Annotated in this window: 20 protein-coding genes and 1 riboswitch; of the genes, 16 read left to right on the plus strand and 4 right to left on the minus strand. The window is 70.6% G+C overall.

Annotation, left to right across the window (positions count from 1 at the left end; translation table 11 throughout):
* The first annotated feature begins 53 nt into the window (after positions 1-53).
* Positions 54-785: a helix-turn-helix domain-containing protein gene (locus tag ACGHC0_RS22990; RefSeq protein WP_011797506.1), complete on the plus strand. Its 732-nt coding sequence runs from the start codon at positions 54-56 to the stop codon at positions 783-785.
* A gap of 3 nt (positions 786-788) precedes the next feature.
* Here ACGHC0_RS22990 and ACGHC0_RS22995 read toward each other — a convergent pair whose 3' ends face one another.
* Positions 789-1553 carry a hypothetical protein gene (locus ACGHC0_RS22995; RefSeq protein ID WP_368353140.1) on the minus strand — a complete coding sequence of 255 codons (765 nt, stop codon included), beginning with the start codon at positions 1551-1553 and terminating at the stop codon, positions 789-791.
* 290 nt (positions 1554-1843) lie between these two features.
* On the opposite strand from ACGHC0_RS22995, the gene ACGHC0_RS23000 reads away from it, so the two are divergent.
* From ACGHC0_RS23000 to ACGHC0_RS23040, 9 genes are all read left to right on the plus strand, one after another.
* Entirely contained in the window at positions 1844-2155 is a 312-nt protein-coding gene (locus ACGHC0_RS23000) for an FAD-binding monooxygenase (protein ID WP_415266868.1), read from the plus strand.
* Positions 2156-2292: 137 nt separating this feature from the next.
* A complete protein-coding gene (locus ACGHC0_RS23005; RefSeq protein WP_013596746.1) occupies positions 2293-2604 on the plus strand; it encodes a hypothetical protein in 312 nt (103 codons plus the stop codon).
* A gap of 37 nt (positions 2605-2641) precedes the next feature.
* Complete coding sequence (locus tag ACGHC0_RS23010; RefSeq protein ID WP_368353141.1) at positions 2642-3151, plus strand: hypothetical protein; 510 nt, start codon at positions 2642-2644, stop codon at positions 3149-3151.
* Positions 3152-3214: 63 nt separating this feature from the next.
* Entirely contained in the window at positions 3215-3562 is a 348-nt protein-coding gene (locus ACGHC0_RS23015; RefSeq protein WP_415266869.1) for a hypothetical protein, read from the plus strand.
* A 10-nt stretch (positions 3563-3572) separates the two neighbouring features.
* Positions 3573-3911, plus strand: a complete 339-nt coding sequence (locus ACGHC0_RS23020; protein WP_415266870.1) for a hypothetical protein — start codon at positions 3573-3575, stop codon at positions 3909-3911.
* Positions 3908-4111 (plus strand): Ras family protein, encoded by a 204-nt coding sequence (locus ACGHC0_RS23025; RefSeq protein WP_107133828.1) that lies wholly within the window; start codon positions 3908-3910, stop codon positions 4109-4111. Before ACGHC0_RS23020 ends, ACGHC0_RS23025 begins: the two co-directional genes overlap by 4 nt.
* Position 4112: 1 nt before the next feature.
* Positions 4113-4337 (plus strand): hypothetical protein, encoded by a 225-nt coding sequence (locus tag ACGHC0_RS23030; RefSeq protein ID WP_368353144.1) that lies wholly within the window; start codon positions 4113-4115, stop codon positions 4335-4337.
* Positions 4338-4355: 18 nt separating this feature from the next.
* Positions 4356-5045: a hypothetical protein gene (locus tag ACGHC0_RS23035; protein WP_415266871.1), complete on the plus strand. Its 690-nt coding sequence runs from the start codon at positions 4356-4358 to the stop codon at positions 5043-5045.
* Between the two features lie 57 nt (positions 5046-5102).
* Positions 5103-6197 (plus strand): hypothetical protein, encoded by a 1095-nt coding sequence (locus ACGHC0_RS23040; RefSeq protein WP_415266872.1) that lies wholly within the window; start codon positions 5103-5105, stop codon positions 6195-6197.
* A 48-nt stretch (positions 6198-6245) separates the two neighbouring features.
* Here ACGHC0_RS23040 and ACGHC0_RS23045 read toward each other — a convergent pair whose 3' ends face one another.
* Positions 6246-6953, minus strand: a complete 708-nt coding sequence (locus ACGHC0_RS23045) for a S24 family peptidase (protein ID WP_368353147.1) — start codon at positions 6951-6953, stop codon at positions 6246-6248.
* A gap of 88 nt (positions 6954-7041) precedes the next feature.
* Here ACGHC0_RS23045 and ACGHC0_RS23050 point away from each other — a divergent pair, with 88 nt between their 5' ends.
* From ACGHC0_RS23050 to ACGHC0_RS23075, 6 genes are all read left to right on the plus strand, one after another.
* The gene (locus ACGHC0_RS23050; protein ID WP_013596755.1) at positions 7042-7296 is read left to right on the plus strand and encodes a transcriptional regulator; all 255 of its coding nucleotides are present in this window, start codon (positions 7042-7044) and stop codon (positions 7294-7296) included.
* Positions 7297-7467: 171 nt separating this feature from the next.
* Positions 7468-7899, plus strand: coding sequence for a YXWGXW repeat-containing protein (locus tag ACGHC0_RS23055; RefSeq protein WP_107130589.1), 432 nt, complete (start codon positions 7468-7470; stop codon positions 7897-7899).
* A 156-nt stretch (positions 7900-8055) separates the two neighbouring features.
* A complete protein-coding gene (locus ACGHC0_RS23060) occupies positions 8056-9075 on the plus strand; it encodes a Bug family tripartite tricarboxylate transporter substrate binding protein (RefSeq protein WP_415266873.1) in 1020 nt (339 codons plus the stop codon).
* Between the two features lie 215 nt (positions 9076-9290).
* Positions 9291-10760: a SidA/IucD/PvdA family monooxygenase gene (locus ACGHC0_RS23065; protein ID WP_415266874.1), complete on the plus strand. Its 1470-nt coding sequence runs from the start codon at positions 9291-9293 to the stop codon at positions 10758-10760.
* 45 nt (positions 10761-10805) lie between these two features.
* The gene (locus tag ACGHC0_RS23070) at positions 10806-11996 is read left to right on the plus strand and encodes a CMD domain-containing protein (RefSeq protein WP_415266875.1); all 1191 of its coding nucleotides are present in this window, start codon (positions 10806-10808) and stop codon (positions 11994-11996) included.
* A gap of 144 nt (positions 11997-12140) precedes the next feature.
* A riboswitch (glycine riboswitch) is annotated at positions 12141-12250 on the plus strand.
* 87 nt (positions 12251-12337) lie between these two features.
* On the plus strand, positions 12338-13657 hold the full coding sequence (locus ACGHC0_RS23075; protein WP_415266876.1) for a D-amino acid dehydrogenase: 1320 nt from the start codon (positions 12338-12340) through the stop codon (positions 13655-13657).
* Positions 13658-13767: 110 nt separating this feature from the next.
* Here the strand turns inward: ACGHC0_RS23075 and ACGHC0_RS23080 are convergent, their stop codons facing one another.
* Both ACGHC0_RS23080 and ACGHC0_RS23085 read right to left on the minus strand, forming a co-directional pair.
* Positions 13768-15087, minus strand: coding sequence for an FIST signal transduction protein (locus ACGHC0_RS23080; RefSeq protein ID WP_368353152.1), 1320 nt, complete (start codon positions 15085-15087; stop codon positions 13768-13770).
* A 47-nt stretch (positions 15088-15134) separates the two neighbouring features.
* Positions 15135-16076: a PhaM family polyhydroxyalkanoate granule multifunctional regulatory protein gene (locus ACGHC0_RS23085; protein ID WP_415266877.1), complete on the minus strand. Its 942-nt coding sequence runs from the start codon at positions 16074-16076 to the stop codon at positions 15135-15137.
* Positions 16077-16288: the final 212 nt, after the last annotated feature.

Below are 16288 nucleotides of genomic sequence, written 5' to 3' on the forward strand. Positions count from 1 at the left end.
CCAGCGCCACCAGCACTTCCGCCAGCCACCGGCAGTATCCATAATCGATACCCATGAGCACCACTGCCGACCTCGTCGCCGCCCTCAAGAAGGAACTCAAGGCCGCGCACATGACGTATGCCGACCTCGCGCAGGCCCTCGGCATGGCCGAATCCAGCGTCAAGCGCATGCTGGCCCGTGGCGACATGCCGCTGTCGCGCATCGACGCCATCTGCCGCGCACTGCGCCTGGACTTCGCCGACCTGGCGCGCCGCGTGGCCGACAGCCAGCCCCTGCTCGACCAGCTCTCGCTGGAACAGGAGCGCGCCGTGGTGGCGGACAAGAAGCTGCTGCTCATGGCCATCTGCGTGCTGAGCCAGTGGACGCTGGAGCAGATCCTGGGCACCTACCGGCTCTCGGACGCCGAAGGCGTCAAATACCTCGCGCAGCTCGACCGCATCGGCATCATCGAGCTGCGCCCGCTCAACCGCTACCGGCTCAAGCTCGCCAAGACCTTCCGCTGGCGAGCGCACGGCCCGGTGATGCACTACTTCCGCGACCATGCCCTGCTCGATTACTTCTCGGGCGGCTTCGACGGCCCGGGCGAAGGCGTGCTCATGGTGCACGGCGCCATCGGCCGCAGCCTCGCGCCCGCCTTCCAGGAGCGCCTGCAGCGCGTGGCGCACGATTTCGCGCAGCAGCACCTCGCCGACCAGCGCCTGCCCGAGCGCGACCGCGAGGGCTACACCGTGCTGCTGGCGATGCGGCGCTGGGAGTTCGAGGCCTTCACCGCGATGCGGCGCTGAGCGTCAGCGCCGGAATATCTGTCGCAGCGCGCTGCAGATGCAGGCGGCGAGCTCCTCCTGCTGCTCGATGCCCAGCTGCACGGAGCGGTCGAAGTTGCGCGCCCAGGTGATGCGGCGCAGCGAGGAGTCCACCAGCCGTATCGACGCCCGGATGCGTTCCGCGTCGATGCGGACGCTGCCTTCGATCGAATGGCGCGCCACCAGGCGCTGCGCACAGCGCGGCGCCGGCCCTGCCGCAGCCACGGGTGCCAGCGGCGGCCCCGACGCCATGAGCACGTCGCCGAACGACTTGTAGAGCTGCTCCAGCAATTCCTCGTGCAGGCCGTAGGCGAACGCCTGCCCGTCCACCCGCTCCGCGATGCAGTGCAGCGGCTGGAGCATCAGCAGGTGCGCGAACCCGGCATCACGCAGCGCCGCGCCGCGGCGCCGGACCACCGGCATGTAGGTGCCGACGGGAATATGGATCTCGATGCCGTGCGGCGGATCGTTGCCCGCGTAGTACGCGTCGAGCCGCTGCCGCAGGCGCCCCACCTGCACGCGCACGATCGGGTCCTCCGACGGCAGGAAGCTGGCCGGGTCCCGGCCGAATACCTCGATGCCGATGGCGTACTCGCTGGTGTTGCGGCTGTCGCCCGCGATCGCCTGCGTCACGAGAAAGCGCAGCAGCCGCTGCATCCGGTGCGCCTTCGCGAAAGACTCGCTCCGCACGATCGCATCGCATGCGGCGCGGACGTCCTCCTCCCTGATGTCCTCGTTCCCGTCTTTCACAGTCAAGTCCCTCATTCGTCTGTTCGTTCTTGTGCCCCGCGAAAAGCTTCGCACGAATCGAGGGATGGCGGGATGGGCGCGGCCGGCGCCCGTGGCAGCGCTGATACGCGCGGTGCTACGTGGGCGGCGCGCGGCGCCCTGTCCGGTGCCGCTGCGCCGCTCCGGCACGGTTACGGTAACGCGGCGGCGGGTTTAACCGTAACGATACTTCCGGGCCGCTGCACCCAAAAATAAGATGCCATCCAACACGCGGCCACACCGCGGCACACACCACACCACCGGAGGGCTCCATGTCAGATTCGCTTCCATCCGATGTCATACAGGCCATCGCGATATCGAACGCGAAGTCCATCGGCGAACAGCCGGCGATCCTGGCCAACCTCGCGCTGGCGCAGCAGATCTTCAACCAGAACATGCAGCAGCAGATCGCGCTGAGCCAGCAGCAGGCGATGAACCAGGTGCAGATGGCCGCCACCGCCAAGAGCATCGCCATGATCGACAACTGCAAGAACCAGGACACGATCGACCAGCTGACCCGGGACATCGAGAAGCTGATCCGGGACATGGACATGATGCAAAGCCGCCGGGACCCTGCCGGCTGACCGGCCGCGGGGCCCGGACAACGCATGCGTTCGCGCACGGCCCCGGCCGGGCGCAAGCCATCCTCCCCATTCCGGGGCGGCGGTAGGCAAGCCGCCATGTCACATCTCAACAACCTGACCAACGAGGAGAAGAAACCATGGCTTTGAACGAAGAAGTAGTGAGCGCCGTCGCCATCGGCAACCTGAAGGCCATCTCGGAGCAGCCCGCAATGCTGTCCAACCTGGCCTACTCGAACACGGTGGCCAACACCAACCTGTCGCAGCAGAACGCGGTCGCCAACCAGCAGGCCATGAACGAACTGGGCATCTCCATCGTGGCCAAGGCCTCCAACACGGTGAGCAACCTCGGCCCGCTGGAAGCCCGCTCCGCGGTGGACATCCTCACCAACGACGAACTGGCGCAGACCATCGCCGACATGAAGGCCACGCTGCAGGCCTTCAAGGGCTGACGCCCTGCGCCGCAGGGCCTGAAACGGAGGGCAGAACATGCTTGACGAACAAGTGGTGAGCGCGGTGGCGATCGGCAATCTGAAAGCGATTTCGGAGCAGCCGGCGATGCTGTCGAACCTCGCCTATTCCAACGTGGTGAGCACCAGCAACCTGGGGCAGCAGAACGCGGTGTCGAACCAGCGCGCGGTCGGCGAACTCGGGCTGCCGCTGGTGGCCAAGGCCACCAACACCATCGCGAACATCGGCCCCCTGGAGGCACGCTCCGCGGTGGATGTCCTGACGAGCAACGAGCTCGCGCAGACCATCGCCGACCTCAAGAGCGTGCTGCAGGCCTTCACGGGCTCCCCCGGCGGAATCCCGCCCAAGGGCCTGCTGAAGGACCTCAAGGCGATGGTGGACCTGGGCCTGCGCGTGCAGGACGGCATGCTCGTCGTGCCGCCCGGGGCCACGCCGATCCTGATCCCGGGCAACATCGCCAAGGAAGACATCCAGATCGGCATCGAGAAGCCGGGAGTGGTCATCCAGGTGACCCGCATCCGCCGGTAAACCCGGCAGCGCAGGCGGGGCGGCCCCCGGGCCGTCCCGCATTTCCGCGACGAGGGAGGAAACATGGGACGCATTGAAATCAGGGAGATCACCCGCGGCGAAGGCCTGCCCTCCGAGGTGATCGAGGCCGTGGCCCTCTCGGGCATGGCCACCGCCCAGCAGCCGTCGGCGCTGTCGAACCAGGCCTACGCGAACCAGGTCGCGAGCAACCAGCTGAGCGCGCAGAACCAGGTGGCCCGGCAGGACGCCATGAACCGGCTGCACCTTGCCATCCTGGCGCAGGCGGTGAACCAGGTGCAGGACCTGCAGCCCGCCGCCGCACGATCCGGCACGGAGGTGCTCACCGGCGGCGAGGCCGCGCAGGCGCTGGCCGGCCTCCAGGCCGTGCCCGGCGCACGCACCACCCGTTGAGGAGCGTGGAATGGACGAATCCCTTTCCCGGACCCTGGCGCCGATGGAACAGCACAACCGGCTGCTCATGCAGCAGATCGAGGGCCGGCTGCGCAGCGGCTTCAGCGCCGCGCTGGACAGCGGAGACTGCTACGTGATCCGCAACCAGGGCACGGGCGTGCTCTCGGTACTCGCATCCAGCACGATCGAAGACGACCACGAGGTCGTGCACGGCCCGGGCAGCTTCGCGCAATGCATCGGGTTCGTGAATTCCTCCGTGGTCACGCGGATGGCCGAATCCGACGGCTGGAGGCCGGCCCCCGCGCCGGCCGCGGCCGCTCATCCCCAGAACAAGGAACAGACAGCATGAAACCGCAGGAATCCATCGAGGAACTGGGCAAGGCCGTGGAGGACATCGCCGAGTCGATGACCAAGGTGGCCACCAACATCGCCTTGCTGGGCGTGGAGGGTAATGCCGACGAGCAGATGCGCGTCATCACCGAAGAGAACAACAAGGTGCTGGACCGCATCCGCAAGCTCTACAACCTTCCGGCCGCACCGGGCGCCTGACATGGCAGCCACCGGCTCGATCGTCGATGCACCGCTGGCCGCGGCCGCCGCCCGGAACGCCACCGCGCTGCCGGAGGCCGAAGCGGGCTATGCGCTCATGGCGCAGGCCCTGCGGAGCGAGCAGCCCTCGCCGGTGATTTTCGGATCGCTCGCCGTCAGCGCCGCCGCGATCGTCCAGGGCCTGGCGCTCTACGAAGCGACCATGGCGCGGGGCCGCGCCGGCTGACCCGCAACCGAGCTGCCCATGGCGCGCGCAGAACCCGCATGGCGCCCGCTGCCGGAGCAGGTGGTGGTGGTCGCCTTTCCCACGGCATGCTGGCAGGCGGCCGGGCCTGGCACCGGCAGTCCCGCGGGCTTCTTCATCGTGCAGGCCCCGGCCCCGGACATCGACCTGCCGCGCAGCGATTTCGGATGGCTGCAACTGTCCGCGCCCGAGGCCATCTCGCCGGGCTGGAGCCGCGTCGCCTACCAGGCCGAGGACAACACCCTGGGCACGCGCAGCATCCCGGTGCCCGTGGTCGTGCGACGGCGCCGCTATGCCGTCGATTTCCTGCAGCAGCCCGGCCTGCTCGTGCAGACGGAGATGGTGCGCGTGCTGAATTCGCCGCTGAACATCGATGCCCTGATGGCCGTGATGTTCATCGCCAGCCTGATCCGCAAGATCCCCCTGCCGCCCGTCAAGCTGCTCGTCACGGTGCTCGCGCTGCTGGCGCTCGTGGCCCTGGGCATGGCCGTCTCGCTGCTGCGCCACGCCTTCGCCGGGGTGCCCGAGCCCCGCCCGCTGTCCACCGACACGAACGGCGTGCCCATCGAGGTCTTTCCGGGCCTGTCGGTGTCCCGGGGCCTGCCGCTGCCGCAGGTGCCCGCCGAGGACCAGACCATCGCCCTGCAGACCGTCAAGGAAATCTACTGGCTGCTCAAGCAGGCCGCATGAAGCGGCGCAGAGCACGCCGCTCCGGTTTTTCCACCCCCCCAGAGAGAGAGGTTTCACGTGCCCATCACCATCGAAGACATCCTGCCGACCGGCGGCTACACCTCGGTACTGCCGCTGAGCTACATGGTGCCGACGTTCTACCCCACGCCGCCCGGCAGCGTGGACTCCCGCTCGGGTGCCCCGCGCGTCCGGCTGGACGATCCGGACCTGCAGGCGCGCGCCCAGCGCCTCGTCAACGTGCTGTTCTGGACGGCCACCACCTTGCAGAACGTGGAGGGCATGCAGGACGCCCGCACGCTGAAGGTGTTCATCGCTCCGGAGTTCTATTTCCGCAAGGCGTCCCGGGAGGAATCCGCCGGCGACCGCTTCCTGCGGGACACCAGTTTCGGCTCCTATCCCGAAGACGCACGCTATGCGCTGGCCGAGGTGCTCTACGCCGTGATCCAGGGCTCGACGCTGTTCCGCGACTGGGTCGTCGTCGCCGGCACGGTCTGCTCGGTGCTGCCGATGCAGGAAGACCACCGCATGAACCTGCTCAACACCGCGATCATGCTGCGCGGCAGCCGCGCCCGCCTCGATGCCAGCGTGCCCTACATCCTCATGGAGAAGCACTACATCTCCCACATCGACGGTCCGCCCCAGGACTGGCATGCCAACCTCGACCCCACCACCACCTACAGCTTCCAGCTCAATCCGGACCAGAACCTGGACAACCTGGTTTTCTGGGACGAGATGGCTGTGGGCCTGGAGGTCTGCCTGGACCATGCCAAGCAGGTGGTGGCGAACGCCATGAACACGGTGGCGCAGACGCTGGGGCCGCAAGCCAGGGCCCTGGACCTGCAACTGGTCACCTCCTGCGGCATGGCCATCGTCCCGCAGGCCGTGGCGGTGGCCGACGGCGCCCTCGTCATGCTCACCGACGGCATGTCGCACCTCCAGCACCTGCAGGAGCCGATCTTCCAGATCGGCCGCTACGACGCCGCGGCGAACACGACCCGGCTCATGGACCTCGCCGACTTCCAGTTCTCGGAGCTTCCGGCACACGAGGATTACCAGGTGGACTACCTGCGGGGCCTCTACACGAAAAAGCAGTTGCGCCAGGGTGTGTGGACGGCCAGGACCGCCCTGCCGCTGCGCAGCGTCTCCAGCTGACGAGCTGACGGCCCGGCGCCCCGCTGCGGCGGGGCCGCCGCACGCGGTTCACAGCGTCTCGCTGTGCACGTGCACCACCCGCCCGACGAGCCGCGCCGAGGGCGCGGTCAGCTGCTTGCGCGGAAACCGCAGCGCGTTCTCCGCCGCCAGCCACCAGGCGCCGCTGTCGCGCACCACCCGCCGCACCAGGCAGGCGCCCTCGTAGTCCACCACGAACACCTGTCCGTCGGCCGGCGACGGCTCACGGGTATCCACGGCCAACACGTCCCCGGGGTGCAATGAAGGCTGCATGCTGTCGTCGCCCACCGCGACCGCGATCAGGTCGCGTGCCCGCAGGCTGCGACGCTCCAGCCATTCATGGGTGAGCGCGACGGTGCGCATGCCGCCGTCCCCGGTGCAGGCGGGTTCGGCACCCTGCCGCCCGCCGCCCAGGTCCTGCTGGCGCCGCACCTCCAGCACCAGCACGGCGTCCCCCTCCGCACCGGCCTCCGCGTCCGGATAGGCCGGATCGCGCTCGCCCGCCTGCAGGGGCGGCTCCCCGTCCGCCTGAAACCACGCGCGCATGCCGCGCAGCGTCTCGATCGCCCGCACCGTCTTGTCCGACACGGCGCGCGATCCCGACAGCATCTGCCGCACGAAAGCCCCGTCGCGGTACCCCAGCAGGCGCCCGAACGCGGTGACGTTGCCCGCCGTGAGATGGGCAATCGCCTCATCCAGGCGCTGGCGCCGATACAGTTGCAACGCGGTTTCGTCCATGGTGCGGAAAGTAGCACACGCTACGGTTGCTTTTGCTACTTTGCAAAAATAGAATCCAGAGCAATTGCTACTTTCCACGGGGCGGGACATGACGTTGCACGAATACCTCCAACAGCACGGCGCCCTGAGCGTCCGCCAGCTCCGGCTGCGCATGGCGCAATACGGCTCGCCGATCAAGAGCGACGCGCAGATCCGGCAGTGGCAGCACGGCTACGCCCGGCGCATCCCCTCCCCGCTGAACTGCGTGGCCATCGAGCAGGCCACGGGCGGCCAGGTCACGCGCAAGGACCTGCGCCCCCACGACTGGGCCGCCATCTGGCCGGAGCTGGGCGCGGCGCGCTGACACCCCGTGCGGGCGGGGGCGGGAAACACCTGCACACACCGCTTCGCACGGCGGCGACACCGGTGCGACACGGCGTTGACGCGCGGCGGCGAGCATGGGTCCATGGATGACCGGGACCACCGGGGCCGACCGGGCCCGGCACCGGGATTCCGAGCCTTTCAGGAGACTTCCATGAACCACCACCGCCAGGCCCTCTCCCTCTCCGCCGCCTCGCTCGCGCTGGCCGCCGCCATGGGTACGGTGACCATCTCCGCGCAGGCCGCCACCAGCGCCACCGTCATCGTGCAATCCGGCCCGCAGTACGTCGCGCCCGCGCCCGTGGTGCTGGAGCGCTGGTCCGCCCCGCCCCCGCCCCGCCATGAACGGGTGCCTCCGCCGCGCCGCGGCATGGTCTGGGAGCAGGGCCACTGGGAATGGCGCGGCCACGGGCACGTCTGGGTTCCGGGCCACTGGCTGCGCGCGCGGCCGGGCTATGTGTACCGCCAGCCGGGCTGGGTGCAGCAGGGCGGCCGCTGGGAGATGCGCCGCGGCGGCTGGGACCGGGACGGCGACGGCGTGCCCAACCGCTACGACCGCCGGCCCGACGATCCCTACCGGCGCTGATCCCCCGCCGCCCGGCCCGTACCGGAGACCATAACCATATGGGCGGGCAGGCATGAAGCCTTGCCCACAATGGCGCATTCCTTGCTTCCCACCGGACCGCCCCACCCGGGCGGCCCTGTCCGGGCAGGGATCCTGTTCTTTCCTGGGACCCTTCGCATGCGCCGTCTTTCCGATTCCTTCTCCTGGCTGGGTGCCGCCGCGCTCGCCGCCGCGGCCTGGACCGCCTCCTCCCCCGCCCTCGCGGCCGATCCGCACGGCGCCGCCGACTGGCCGCGCCAGCCCGTCACGCTCATCATGGGCTTCCCGGCCGGCTCCGGCGTGGACGTGGTGGCCCGCTCCGTGCAGGAGCCGCTCAGCCAGAAGCTCGGCCAGCCGGTCATCATCGATTACAAGTCCGGCGCCGCAGGCAACATCGCCAGCGAGTACGTCGCCCGCGCGAAGCCGGACGGCTACACGCTGGCCTTCGGCACCGCGGCCACGCACGGCAGCAATGCCGCGCTCTACAAGAAGCTGCCCTTCGACGTGGAGGCCGACTTCGTGCCCGTGGGCACGCTCATCGACGTGTCGAACGTGCTCACCGTGAACCCGAACGTGATCGACGCGAAGACGCTGCAGGAATTCGTCGAGATCGTGAAGGCGAACCCCGGCAAGTACAACTACGCCTCCACCGGCAACGGCGCCGGCACCCACATGGCGTTCGCCGAATTCAACGCGCGCCTGGGCCTGAACATGGTGCATGTGCCCTACAAGGGCGGCCCGGAGGCCATCACGTCCGTGGTGCGCGGCGAGACCTGCTGCATCATGAACCAGGTGCAGACCGTGCTGCCGCACTACAAGGCCGGCAAGGTGCGCCTGCTGGGCGTGACCACCGCGAAGCCCGTGGGCGCGGTGAAGGAAGTGCCCACCATCGCATCGAGCGGGCTGCCCGGCACCCAGGGCTTCGACAGCTCCATCTGGTTCGGCATCTTCGCGCCCAAGGGCACGGACCCGGCCATCGTGCGCAAGCTCAACACCGCGCTGCGCGAAGTGCTGGAGCAGCCCGAGGTGCGCCAGCGCTTCGAATCGCAGGGCAACACGGTGCGCATCGAAACGCCGGAGCAGTTCGCCCAGACCGTGCACAAGGACCGGGCCAAGTGGGCCCAGGTGGTGAAGGACGCGAAAATCAGCGTGGACTAGAGGACAACCCCCTGAGCGGCTTGCGCCGCTCCCCCCTTCTCTCGTGGCGCTGCGCGCCTCGGGAAGGGGGGCACCCCCAGCGGCCTGGCAGAGCCAGTTCCGCGGGGGTCGCTGGCTTTGGGCCGCGCCGGTTTCAGGCGCCGTCACGAAGCCGTCCCGGCATTGCCATCGCGTCCCGTCGCACTACCCGCTCTGCTACTGCATCGATCTTTTCCATGGCTCTTTCTTCTTCTCTGGGCGCGGCCGGGCTGGCCGCGCTGGAACAGCGGCTGCAGCACGACCTGCTGACCCTCAACTGGCGCGCGAAGGCCTGGCTGCCGCAGCGCATGCACGCGGGCCGGCCGGTCATCGACGTGCTCATCATCGGCGCCGGCCAGGCGGGCCTGGCGGCCAGCATGGCGCTCGCGCAGCAGGGCATCCCTGCGGTGCTGCTGGACCGCGCGCCGGAGGACCACGAAGGGCCCTGGGCCACCACGGCGCGCATGGAAACGCTGCGCTCGCCCAAGGAGCTGACGGGCCCGGCGCTGGGCGTGCCTTCGCTCACCTTCCGCGCGTGGTTCGAAGCCCAGTGGGGCGAAGACGCCTGGGCCGCGCTCGACAAGATCCCGCGGCTGCAGTGGATGGACTACCTGCGCTGGTACCGGCGCGTCACCCGGGCCGACGTGCGCAACGGCCATGCGGTCACCGCCGTGCGGCCGCGTGGCGACGGACTGGTGGAGGTGGACGTGCAGGCGCAGGGCCACGCCACGACCTGGTTCGCGCGGCGCGTGGTGCTGGCCACGGGCCGCGACGGCCTGGGCGGTCCGCAGATCCCGGCCTTCATGCAGGGGGTCGGCCGCGGCCGCTGGGCGCATTCGTCCGATGTGCTGGACTACGCCACGCTGCGCGGCCTGCGCGTGGGCGTGGTGGGCGCCGGCTCGTCGGCCATGGACAGCGCCGCCACGGCGCTGGAATGCGGCGCCGCCAGCGTGGACCTGCTGGTGCGCCGCCCCGACCTGCCCCGCATCAACAAGTCCAAGGGCTCGGGCGTGCCCGGCCTCACGCACGGCCACCACGACCTGCCGGATGCCTGGAAATGGCGCATCCGCCACTACATCAACACCACGCAGGTGCCCCCGCCGCACGGCAGCACGCTGCGCGTCTCGCGCCACCCCAATGCCTTCTTCCACCTGGGCTGCCCGGTGCAGGGCGTGCGCGAGAACCCGGCCGACGGCGCGCTGCACGTCGCCACGCCGCATGGCACGTTCGCCTTCGACTTCCTGATCGTCTCGACCGGCTTCGCCATCGACTGGGCGCAGAAGCCCGAGTTCGCGGCCATCGCGCCCCACGTGCGCACCTGGGGCGCACGCTACACGCCGCCGCCGGGCGACGAAGACCAGGAACTGGCCGATTCGCCCGACCTGGGACCCGTGTTCGAGTTCCGCGAGAAGCTGCCCGGCGACTGCCCCGGCCTGGAGCGCGTGCACTGCTTCTGCTACCCCGCGGCCCTCTCGCACGGCACGGTCTCGGGCGACATCCCCGCCATCAGCGACGGCGCGCGCCGGCTGGCCACCGGCCTCGCCAGCCTGTTCTACCGCGAGGACGTGGACCACCACTTCGGCGTGCTGCAGGCCTATGCCGAGCCCGAACTGCTGGGCGACGAATGGACGCCCGCGGACACCGCCCGGCGCGTCCTGCCCGGCTGACCTGCCGCCCCGCCCTCTCTTCCTGCCCACCGCAACGGATTGCCCATGACCGATACCGCCACCATTGCCCCTGCATCCCGCGACACCATCGACCACATCGCCGGCCTCGCGCCCGGGAGCGCGGCCCACGCCGTGCGCCACCAGCGCGACAAGGTCGCCACGGCCACGCAGGGCTGCGAGGACGCCCTCTTCGGCCCCGGCCTGCCCGGCGGCCTCACGCAGGCCGAGCGCCTGGCCGTGGCGCACGACATCGCCCGCGTGAGCGGCCTGCCCGCGCTGGCGGCGCACTACCGCGCGGCCCTCGAGCCCCTGCATCCCCCGCCGGCCGTGCAGGCGCTCGTCGATGCGACCGGCGCCGCGATCCCGGATGCACGCCTGCGGGCCATCGTGCATTTCGCGCGCACGCTCGCCACGCACCCCGCCGAAAGCGACCAGGCCGCCCTGCAGGCGCTGCCCGCCGCGGGCCTCTCGGTGCCGGGCACGGTGCTGCTCGCGCAGCTGATCGGCTTCGTCACCTACCAGCTGCGCGTGGTGGCCGGCGTGGCCGCGCTGGCGCAACTGGGCGAGGCCGGTGCGGCACCTGCCGCTGCGGCAGCGCAGCCGGCGGACGCCGCCCCCTTCGTCCATCCCGCCAATCTGCCCGCGCCCGGCGAGCCGCTGCGCGTGAACGGCTACACCAGCGAGACGCTGGACTGGAAGGCCTGGCTGCCCGTGCTCGATCCCGCCTCGGCCACTCCCGAGCAGAACGCGGTGCTCGACCTCAGCCACCCCAAGGCCCGCACGTCGGACTTCTACCTGCTGCTGGCGCACCAGCCCCGCGTGCTCTCCGAGCGCTCGCAGGCCTTCAACGCCATCATGTACGCCCCGGGCGGCCTCGCCCGCGCCGAGCGCGAAGTCGCCAGCACCGTGGTCTCGCGCGTGAACGGCTGCGTGTACTGCGCTTCCGTGCACGCCCAGCGCTTCGAGCAACTGGCCAAGCGCAACGACGTGATGGCGCAGATCTTCCAGGAGCCCGACACCGCCGGCACCAATGCGCGCGAACGCGCCATCGTGCAGGCCAGTGCCGCGCTCACGCGCACGCCCGGCGCGTTCGGCGCGCAGCACCTGCAGCCGCTGCGCGACGCCGGCCTGTCCGACCTGGAAATCCTGGACGCGCTGCACGCCGCCGCGCTGTTCGCCTGGGCCAACCGGCTCATGCTGAACCTGGGCGAAGCCGTCTTCCCGCAGGCCGGCTGAACCCGCAGCCGCGCCGGGCGCTTTGCGCGGCGCGGTTTCGCTGCTACGATCCGCCCCGCAGGAGAGCGAACGCCAGCGGCACCGCTGGCGTTCCACCGAAGGCGCAAACTCCCATACACGCTCAGGTACCGTACTGCACACCATCGAATGCCGTCTGGAGAGCCGCCACAGCCTGTGGTGCACCGAAGGAGCAAGCCCCGCGCCGTGTTGGCCTCGGGGTGAATCTCTCAGGTACCAAGGACAGGGGGAGCGGCAGCCGGGCCACGCGCCTGCTGCACGCTATTGAATCCATAGCTGCCTGCACGCGCACGCCCGGCGCTTCACCCTCGAAAGGTTTGAAGATGCGCGTGATCGTCCTCGGCGCCGGCTTGCTCGGCACCACCTCGGCCTATTTCCTCCAGCAGCTCGGCCACGAAGTGACCGTGATCGACCGCCAGGCCACGCCCGGCGCGGAAACCAGCTTCGCCAACGGCGGCCAGATCTCGGTGAGCCACGCCGAGCCCTGGGCCAACCCGAGCGCTCCGCTCAAGGTGCTGCAATGGCTGGGCCGGGAAGACGCGCCGCTGCTCTTCCGCCTGCGCGCCGACATGCGCCAGTGGCTCTGGGGCCTGCAGTTCCTGCGCGAATGCACGCCGGCGCGCACGCGCCACAACATCGAGCAGATCGTGCGCCTGGGCACCTACAGCCGCGAAACGCTGCAGCAGCTGCGCCGCGACACCGGCATCCAGTACGACCAGCGCACGCAGGGCATCCTGCACTTCTACACCAGCCGCAAGGAATTCGACGGCGCGCTCGCGCCGGCCGAGCAGATGCGCCAGCTCGGCTGCGAGCGCCGCGTGGTGAGCGCCGACGAGGCCGTGCGCATCGAACCGGCCCTGGCCTCCATCCGCTCCCAGCTGGCGGGCGCCACCTACACCGACGCCGACGAATCCGGAGACGCCAACGCCTTCACGCGCGCGCTGGCGCAACGGGCCGAACAGGCCGGCGTGCGGTTCCGCATGGGCTGCCACATCACGGCGCTGCGCACCGCGGCCGGGGCCATCGACCATGTGGAGATCACCGACGCGGAAGGCCGCTTCGAGCGCGTGCGCGGCGATGCCTACGTGCTGGCCATGGGCTCGTTCAGCCCGCTGCTGGCCGAGCCACTGGGCCTGCGGCTGCCCATCTATCCGGCCAAGGGCTATTCGGTGACGCTGCCCGTGCGCGATGCCTCCGCCGCGTACGAGGTCAGCCTGACGGACGACGAGTACAAGCTGGTCTTCTCGCGATACACCCGCCCGGCCCGGGACGGCCAGCCGGCGCGCGACGTGATGCGCATCGCCGGCACCGCCGAACTCAACGGCTATGGCCGCGACCTCAACCCGGTGCGCTGCGAAGCCATCGTGAAGCGCGTGGAGCAATTGTTCCCGGGCGCGGGCGACACCTCGCAGGCGCAGTTCTGGTCGGGCCTGCGTCCGGCCACGCCGAGCAACGTGCCGCTCATCGGCCGCACGAAGCTGCCCAACCTGTTCCTCAACACCGGCCACGGCACGCTGGGCTGGACGCACGCCTGCGGCTCGGGCCGCGCCATCGCCAGCATCGTGAGCGGGCTCGTGCCCGAGGTGGATTTCGCCTTCGCGGGCATGCCGCGCGGCCGCGCCGCCGTGCCGGCGCTGGCCTGAGAGCGGCTGACACGACCCAGCGAAGCGGTTCTGGCGAGGCGCCGCATCGCAGGCAGTACCGTAGTACGACAAGATGCGGCAACGACGCCAGAAGGGTCGTGTCGGCCGCTCTACGCCTCGCCCGGACCGGCGCAGGTGAACACGGTCAGCACGCCGGTGTAGCCGTAGAGCCGGTGGTGGGCGATCTCCCCGCCCGCGAAGAACCCCACCAGCGGCACGTCGCCCAGGGCGTGCCGCACGATCTGCATCTCGGCGCCGGGCCCGCCGAAGTGCGGCCCGCCCCGGCCCGAACAGCTCACGTAGATGGCCCCCATGATCGTGCGCTCGGGCATGCCCTCGGTGGCATGGTCCAGTGCCCGCATCAGCGCCGCGCGTTCGCCGGCGTGCGACGGCGGCGGGGCGGCCGCGGGCTCCTGCGGCTCCGGCGCCAGTTCCTCGCGGATCTCGGCGCAGATGCGCATCAGGTCGGCGCGCGCCGCCGCCACGTTGCGCTGGCAGAACGCGAGCCGCATGCCCTCCTCCACCTTGTCGGCCAGGGCCACGCCATGCCGCATCGGGTCGAGCCCCACGAGATGCCGCACGCGTACGTCCGTGCCGAAATGGCCCGTGCGCCCCATGGGCTGCGAGCCCTCGTCCACCAGGCCCGCCAGCGTCGCGCGCAGGGCACGCAGCGCGGGCTGCGGATCGCCCTCCAGGGTGATGCCCAGGGTGCCCAGCAGCACGTCCAGCGCGGGCTCGCCATCGAGCGCGAGCACCACGTTGTCCTGCGCCCGCGTGATCTGTGCGAACGGGCCGACCGGCTGGCATCCCTGGGTCACGCGCGAGAGCATGCCCACGCCCCTGCCGAACGCCACGCCCGACAGCCCGCCGCCGAACACGCCCCGCGCCGCGCCCTGGCCCGCGATGTTGCCGTTGCCGCCCACCGCGAACTGCACGCTGCGCCCGCGGCTCGCCGCGATGCCGCCGAACAGGTAGCCCGACTCGGTGCGGTCCGACATCTCCGCGATCAGCTCGGCGAGGTCCGGCGTGTCGCCATCGGCATGCACCAGCGCCGTGTGCGGCACGAAGCCGCCCGCGGAAGCGCCTCCGCGCGACAGCGGCGCCACGCCCGAGAACACGCGGTACTGGTCCTGCGGCAGGTCCAGCAGCATCACCGACAGGGCCGGCTCGTCGAAATACTCGGCATTGTTCGCCGCCACGCCCACCCCCACCGTGCCGCTCCAGTCGGTCACCTCCGGGAGTTCGGCCGCGAGCACGTCGAGCAGGGCCTCCGCGTCTTCTGCGTAGTGGTCCGTGATGTAGAGCACGCCGAGCGTGGGCGCGCTCGCGTAGTGCGGCAGGGCCATCTGCGCGCGCAGCTGCGCCAGCACCAGCGCGGCGGCCATGCGCCATTGCGGGTGGGTGGCATGGCCATTGGGAAAGAGTTTCATGGTCGGAAAAATCGGTGGACCGCGATCGCAGGCGAAGGCTGCGCCCGTCAGGAACGGCCCTTCGGCCCGGGCTTGGGGCTGGCGGCGCGGCGTGCGCCCGCAGGCGGCGCCCCTGCCGGGGCCTTCGCGGAAGAAGCCTTCGTGGAAGTCGCCTTGGCGGCAGCGGCGCGCTGCGCAGGGGCCGCCGCGGAAGGCGGGCGCTTCGCACCGCGCGCCGCCCCGCCGCCGTCCTTGCCCGTGGCGCGCGCGCCCCCGGTGCCGGCCTCCGCGGCCTGGCGCGCGGCGTCCTGCACGCCTTGCATGCCCTGCGCGGCGAGCTGCGTCGCCATGTCGGTGGCCGTCTTGAGCGCCTCCGCCGCCATGCCGCGCGTGGCATCCATCGCAGGCAGCTTCGAGACGTCGCTCATCGCATTGGCCGCGATCTGCTGGAACTGGCCCGTGAGCGCGGACCACCATTGCATCGGGTCCACCACGCCCGGCGCGGCGGCCGGCGGCTCGGTGCCGGTGTCGCCGGCCGCCTCGTGCCCTGATGCCGCCGGGGCCTGCGCGGCCGGCTCCGGAGCGGGTGCCGGCTCGGCCGGCGCGGCACGGGGTGGCCGCGCGAAGGGATCGGGACGCGGCGCGGCCGGCGCGGGCGCGGACTGCGCCGCCTGCGGCGTGAACGCCTTCGCGATGTCGCCCATCGCCACGTTCATGCCCTGCAGCGTGGACAGCGTCATCTTCTGCACTTCCAGCGCCTGCACGGTCGCCGTGAGCGCGCGGGAATTCTGGTCCAGCCAGAACTGCACCGCCTTCAGTTCGCTGATGCGCTTTTCCAGCTCTTCCACGCTGATCGTGGGCGCCACCCAGCCCGAAAGCGGCGGCATCTGCGGCATGCCCGCCGCAGCGCCCTTGGCGAGGTTCTGCAGGAAATCGAAGCCCGGCACGAACCGGCCGAAACCGAAGGGGGATGTATCGCTGCCGGCGGAATTGCTGTCGTTGCTGCTCATGGCCTGGGCTCCTTGCGTGGGGCGGAACATACCGCTGCGTTGCGCCGGGGCACCGGCCCCGTGGATGGCAGCTTAACGCGATTGCGCGGCTCCACCAACGCGGCCAGCCCCTGCATCCACGCAACCATTACAGGCTTTTCGCACCGCTTCGCGCACGCTCCGGAGGCCGCGGATGCGAGGCTGCGCGCACCTTGCAGCCCTAAAAGCGCGTG

The sequence above is a fragment of the Acidovorax sacchari genome, assembly GCF_042847045.1.
Classification (GTDB): domain Bacteria; phylum Pseudomonadota; class Gammaproteobacteria; order Burkholderiales; family Burkholderiaceae_C; genus Paracidovorax; species Paracidovorax sacchari.

Excerpts from the sequence above, each read along its gene's own strand:
- ACGHC0_RS22990 (WP_011797506.1), top strand. The coding sequence starts at position 54 with ATGAGCACCACTGCCGACCTCGTCGCCGCCCTCAAGAAGGAACTCAAG.
- ACGHC0_RS23000 (WP_415266868.1), top strand. The coding sequence starts at position 1,844 with ATGTCAGATTCGCTTCCATCCGATGTCATACAGGCCATCGCGATATCG.
- ACGHC0_RS23005 (WP_013596746.1), top strand. The coding sequence starts at position 2,293 with ATGGCTTTGAACGAAGAAGTAGTGAGCGCCGTCGCCATCGGCAACCTG.
- ACGHC0_RS23010 (WP_368353141.1), top strand. The coding sequence starts at position 2,642 with ATGCTTGACGAACAAGTGGTGAGCGCGGTGGCGATCGGCAATCTGAAA.
- ACGHC0_RS23015 (WP_415266869.1), top strand. The coding sequence starts at position 3,215 with ATGGGACGCATTGAAATCAGGGAGATCACCCGCGGCGAAGGCCTGCCC.
- ACGHC0_RS23020 (WP_415266870.1), top strand. The coding sequence starts at position 3,573 with ATGGACGAATCCCTTTCCCGGACCCTGGCGCCGATGGAACAGCACAAC.
- ACGHC0_RS23025 (WP_107133828.1), top strand. The coding sequence starts at position 3,908 with ATGAAACCGCAGGAATCCATCGAGGAACTGGGCAAGGCCGTGGAGGAC.
- ACGHC0_RS23030 (WP_368353144.1), top strand. The coding sequence starts at position 4,113 with ATGGCAGCCACCGGCTCGATCGTCGATGCACCGCTGGCCGCGGCCGCC.
- ACGHC0_RS23035 (WP_415266871.1), top strand. The coding sequence starts at position 4,356 with ATGGCGCGCGCAGAACCCGCATGGCGCCCGCTGCCGGAGCAGGTGGTG.
- ACGHC0_RS23045 (WP_368353147.1), bottom strand. The coding sequence starts at position 6,953 with ATGGACGAAACCGCGTTGCAACTGTATCGGCGCCAGCGCCTGGATGAG.
- ACGHC0_RS23050 (WP_013596755.1), top strand. The coding sequence starts at position 7,042 with ATGACGTTGCACGAATACCTCCAACAGCACGGCGCCCTGAGCGTCCGC.
- ACGHC0_RS23055 (WP_107130589.1), top strand. The coding sequence starts at position 7,468 with ATGAACCACCACCGCCAGGCCCTCTCCCTCTCCGCCGCCTCGCTCGCG.
- ACGHC0_RS23060 (WP_415266873.1), top strand. The coding sequence starts at position 8,056 with ATGCGCCGTCTTTCCGATTCCTTCTCCTGGCTGGGTGCCGCCGCGCTC.
- ACGHC0_RS23065 (WP_415266874.1), top strand. The coding sequence starts at position 9,291 with ATGGCTCTTTCTTCTTCTCTGGGCGCGGCCGGGCTGGCCGCGCTGGAA.
- ACGHC0_RS23070 (WP_415266875.1), top strand. The coding sequence starts at position 10,806 with ATGACCGATACCGCCACCATTGCCCCTGCATCCCGCGACACCATCGAC.
- ACGHC0_RS23075 (WP_415266876.1), top strand. The coding sequence starts at position 12,338 with ATGCGCGTGATCGTCCTCGGCGCCGGCTTGCTCGGCACCACCTCGGCC.
- ACGHC0_RS23080 (WP_368353152.1), bottom strand. The coding sequence starts at position 15,087 with ATGAAACTCTTTCCCAATGGCCATGCCACCCACCCGCAATGGCGCATG.
- ACGHC0_RS23085 (WP_415266877.1), bottom strand. The coding sequence starts at position 16,076 with ATGAGCAGCAACGACAGCAATTCCGCCGGCAGCGATACATCCCCCTTC.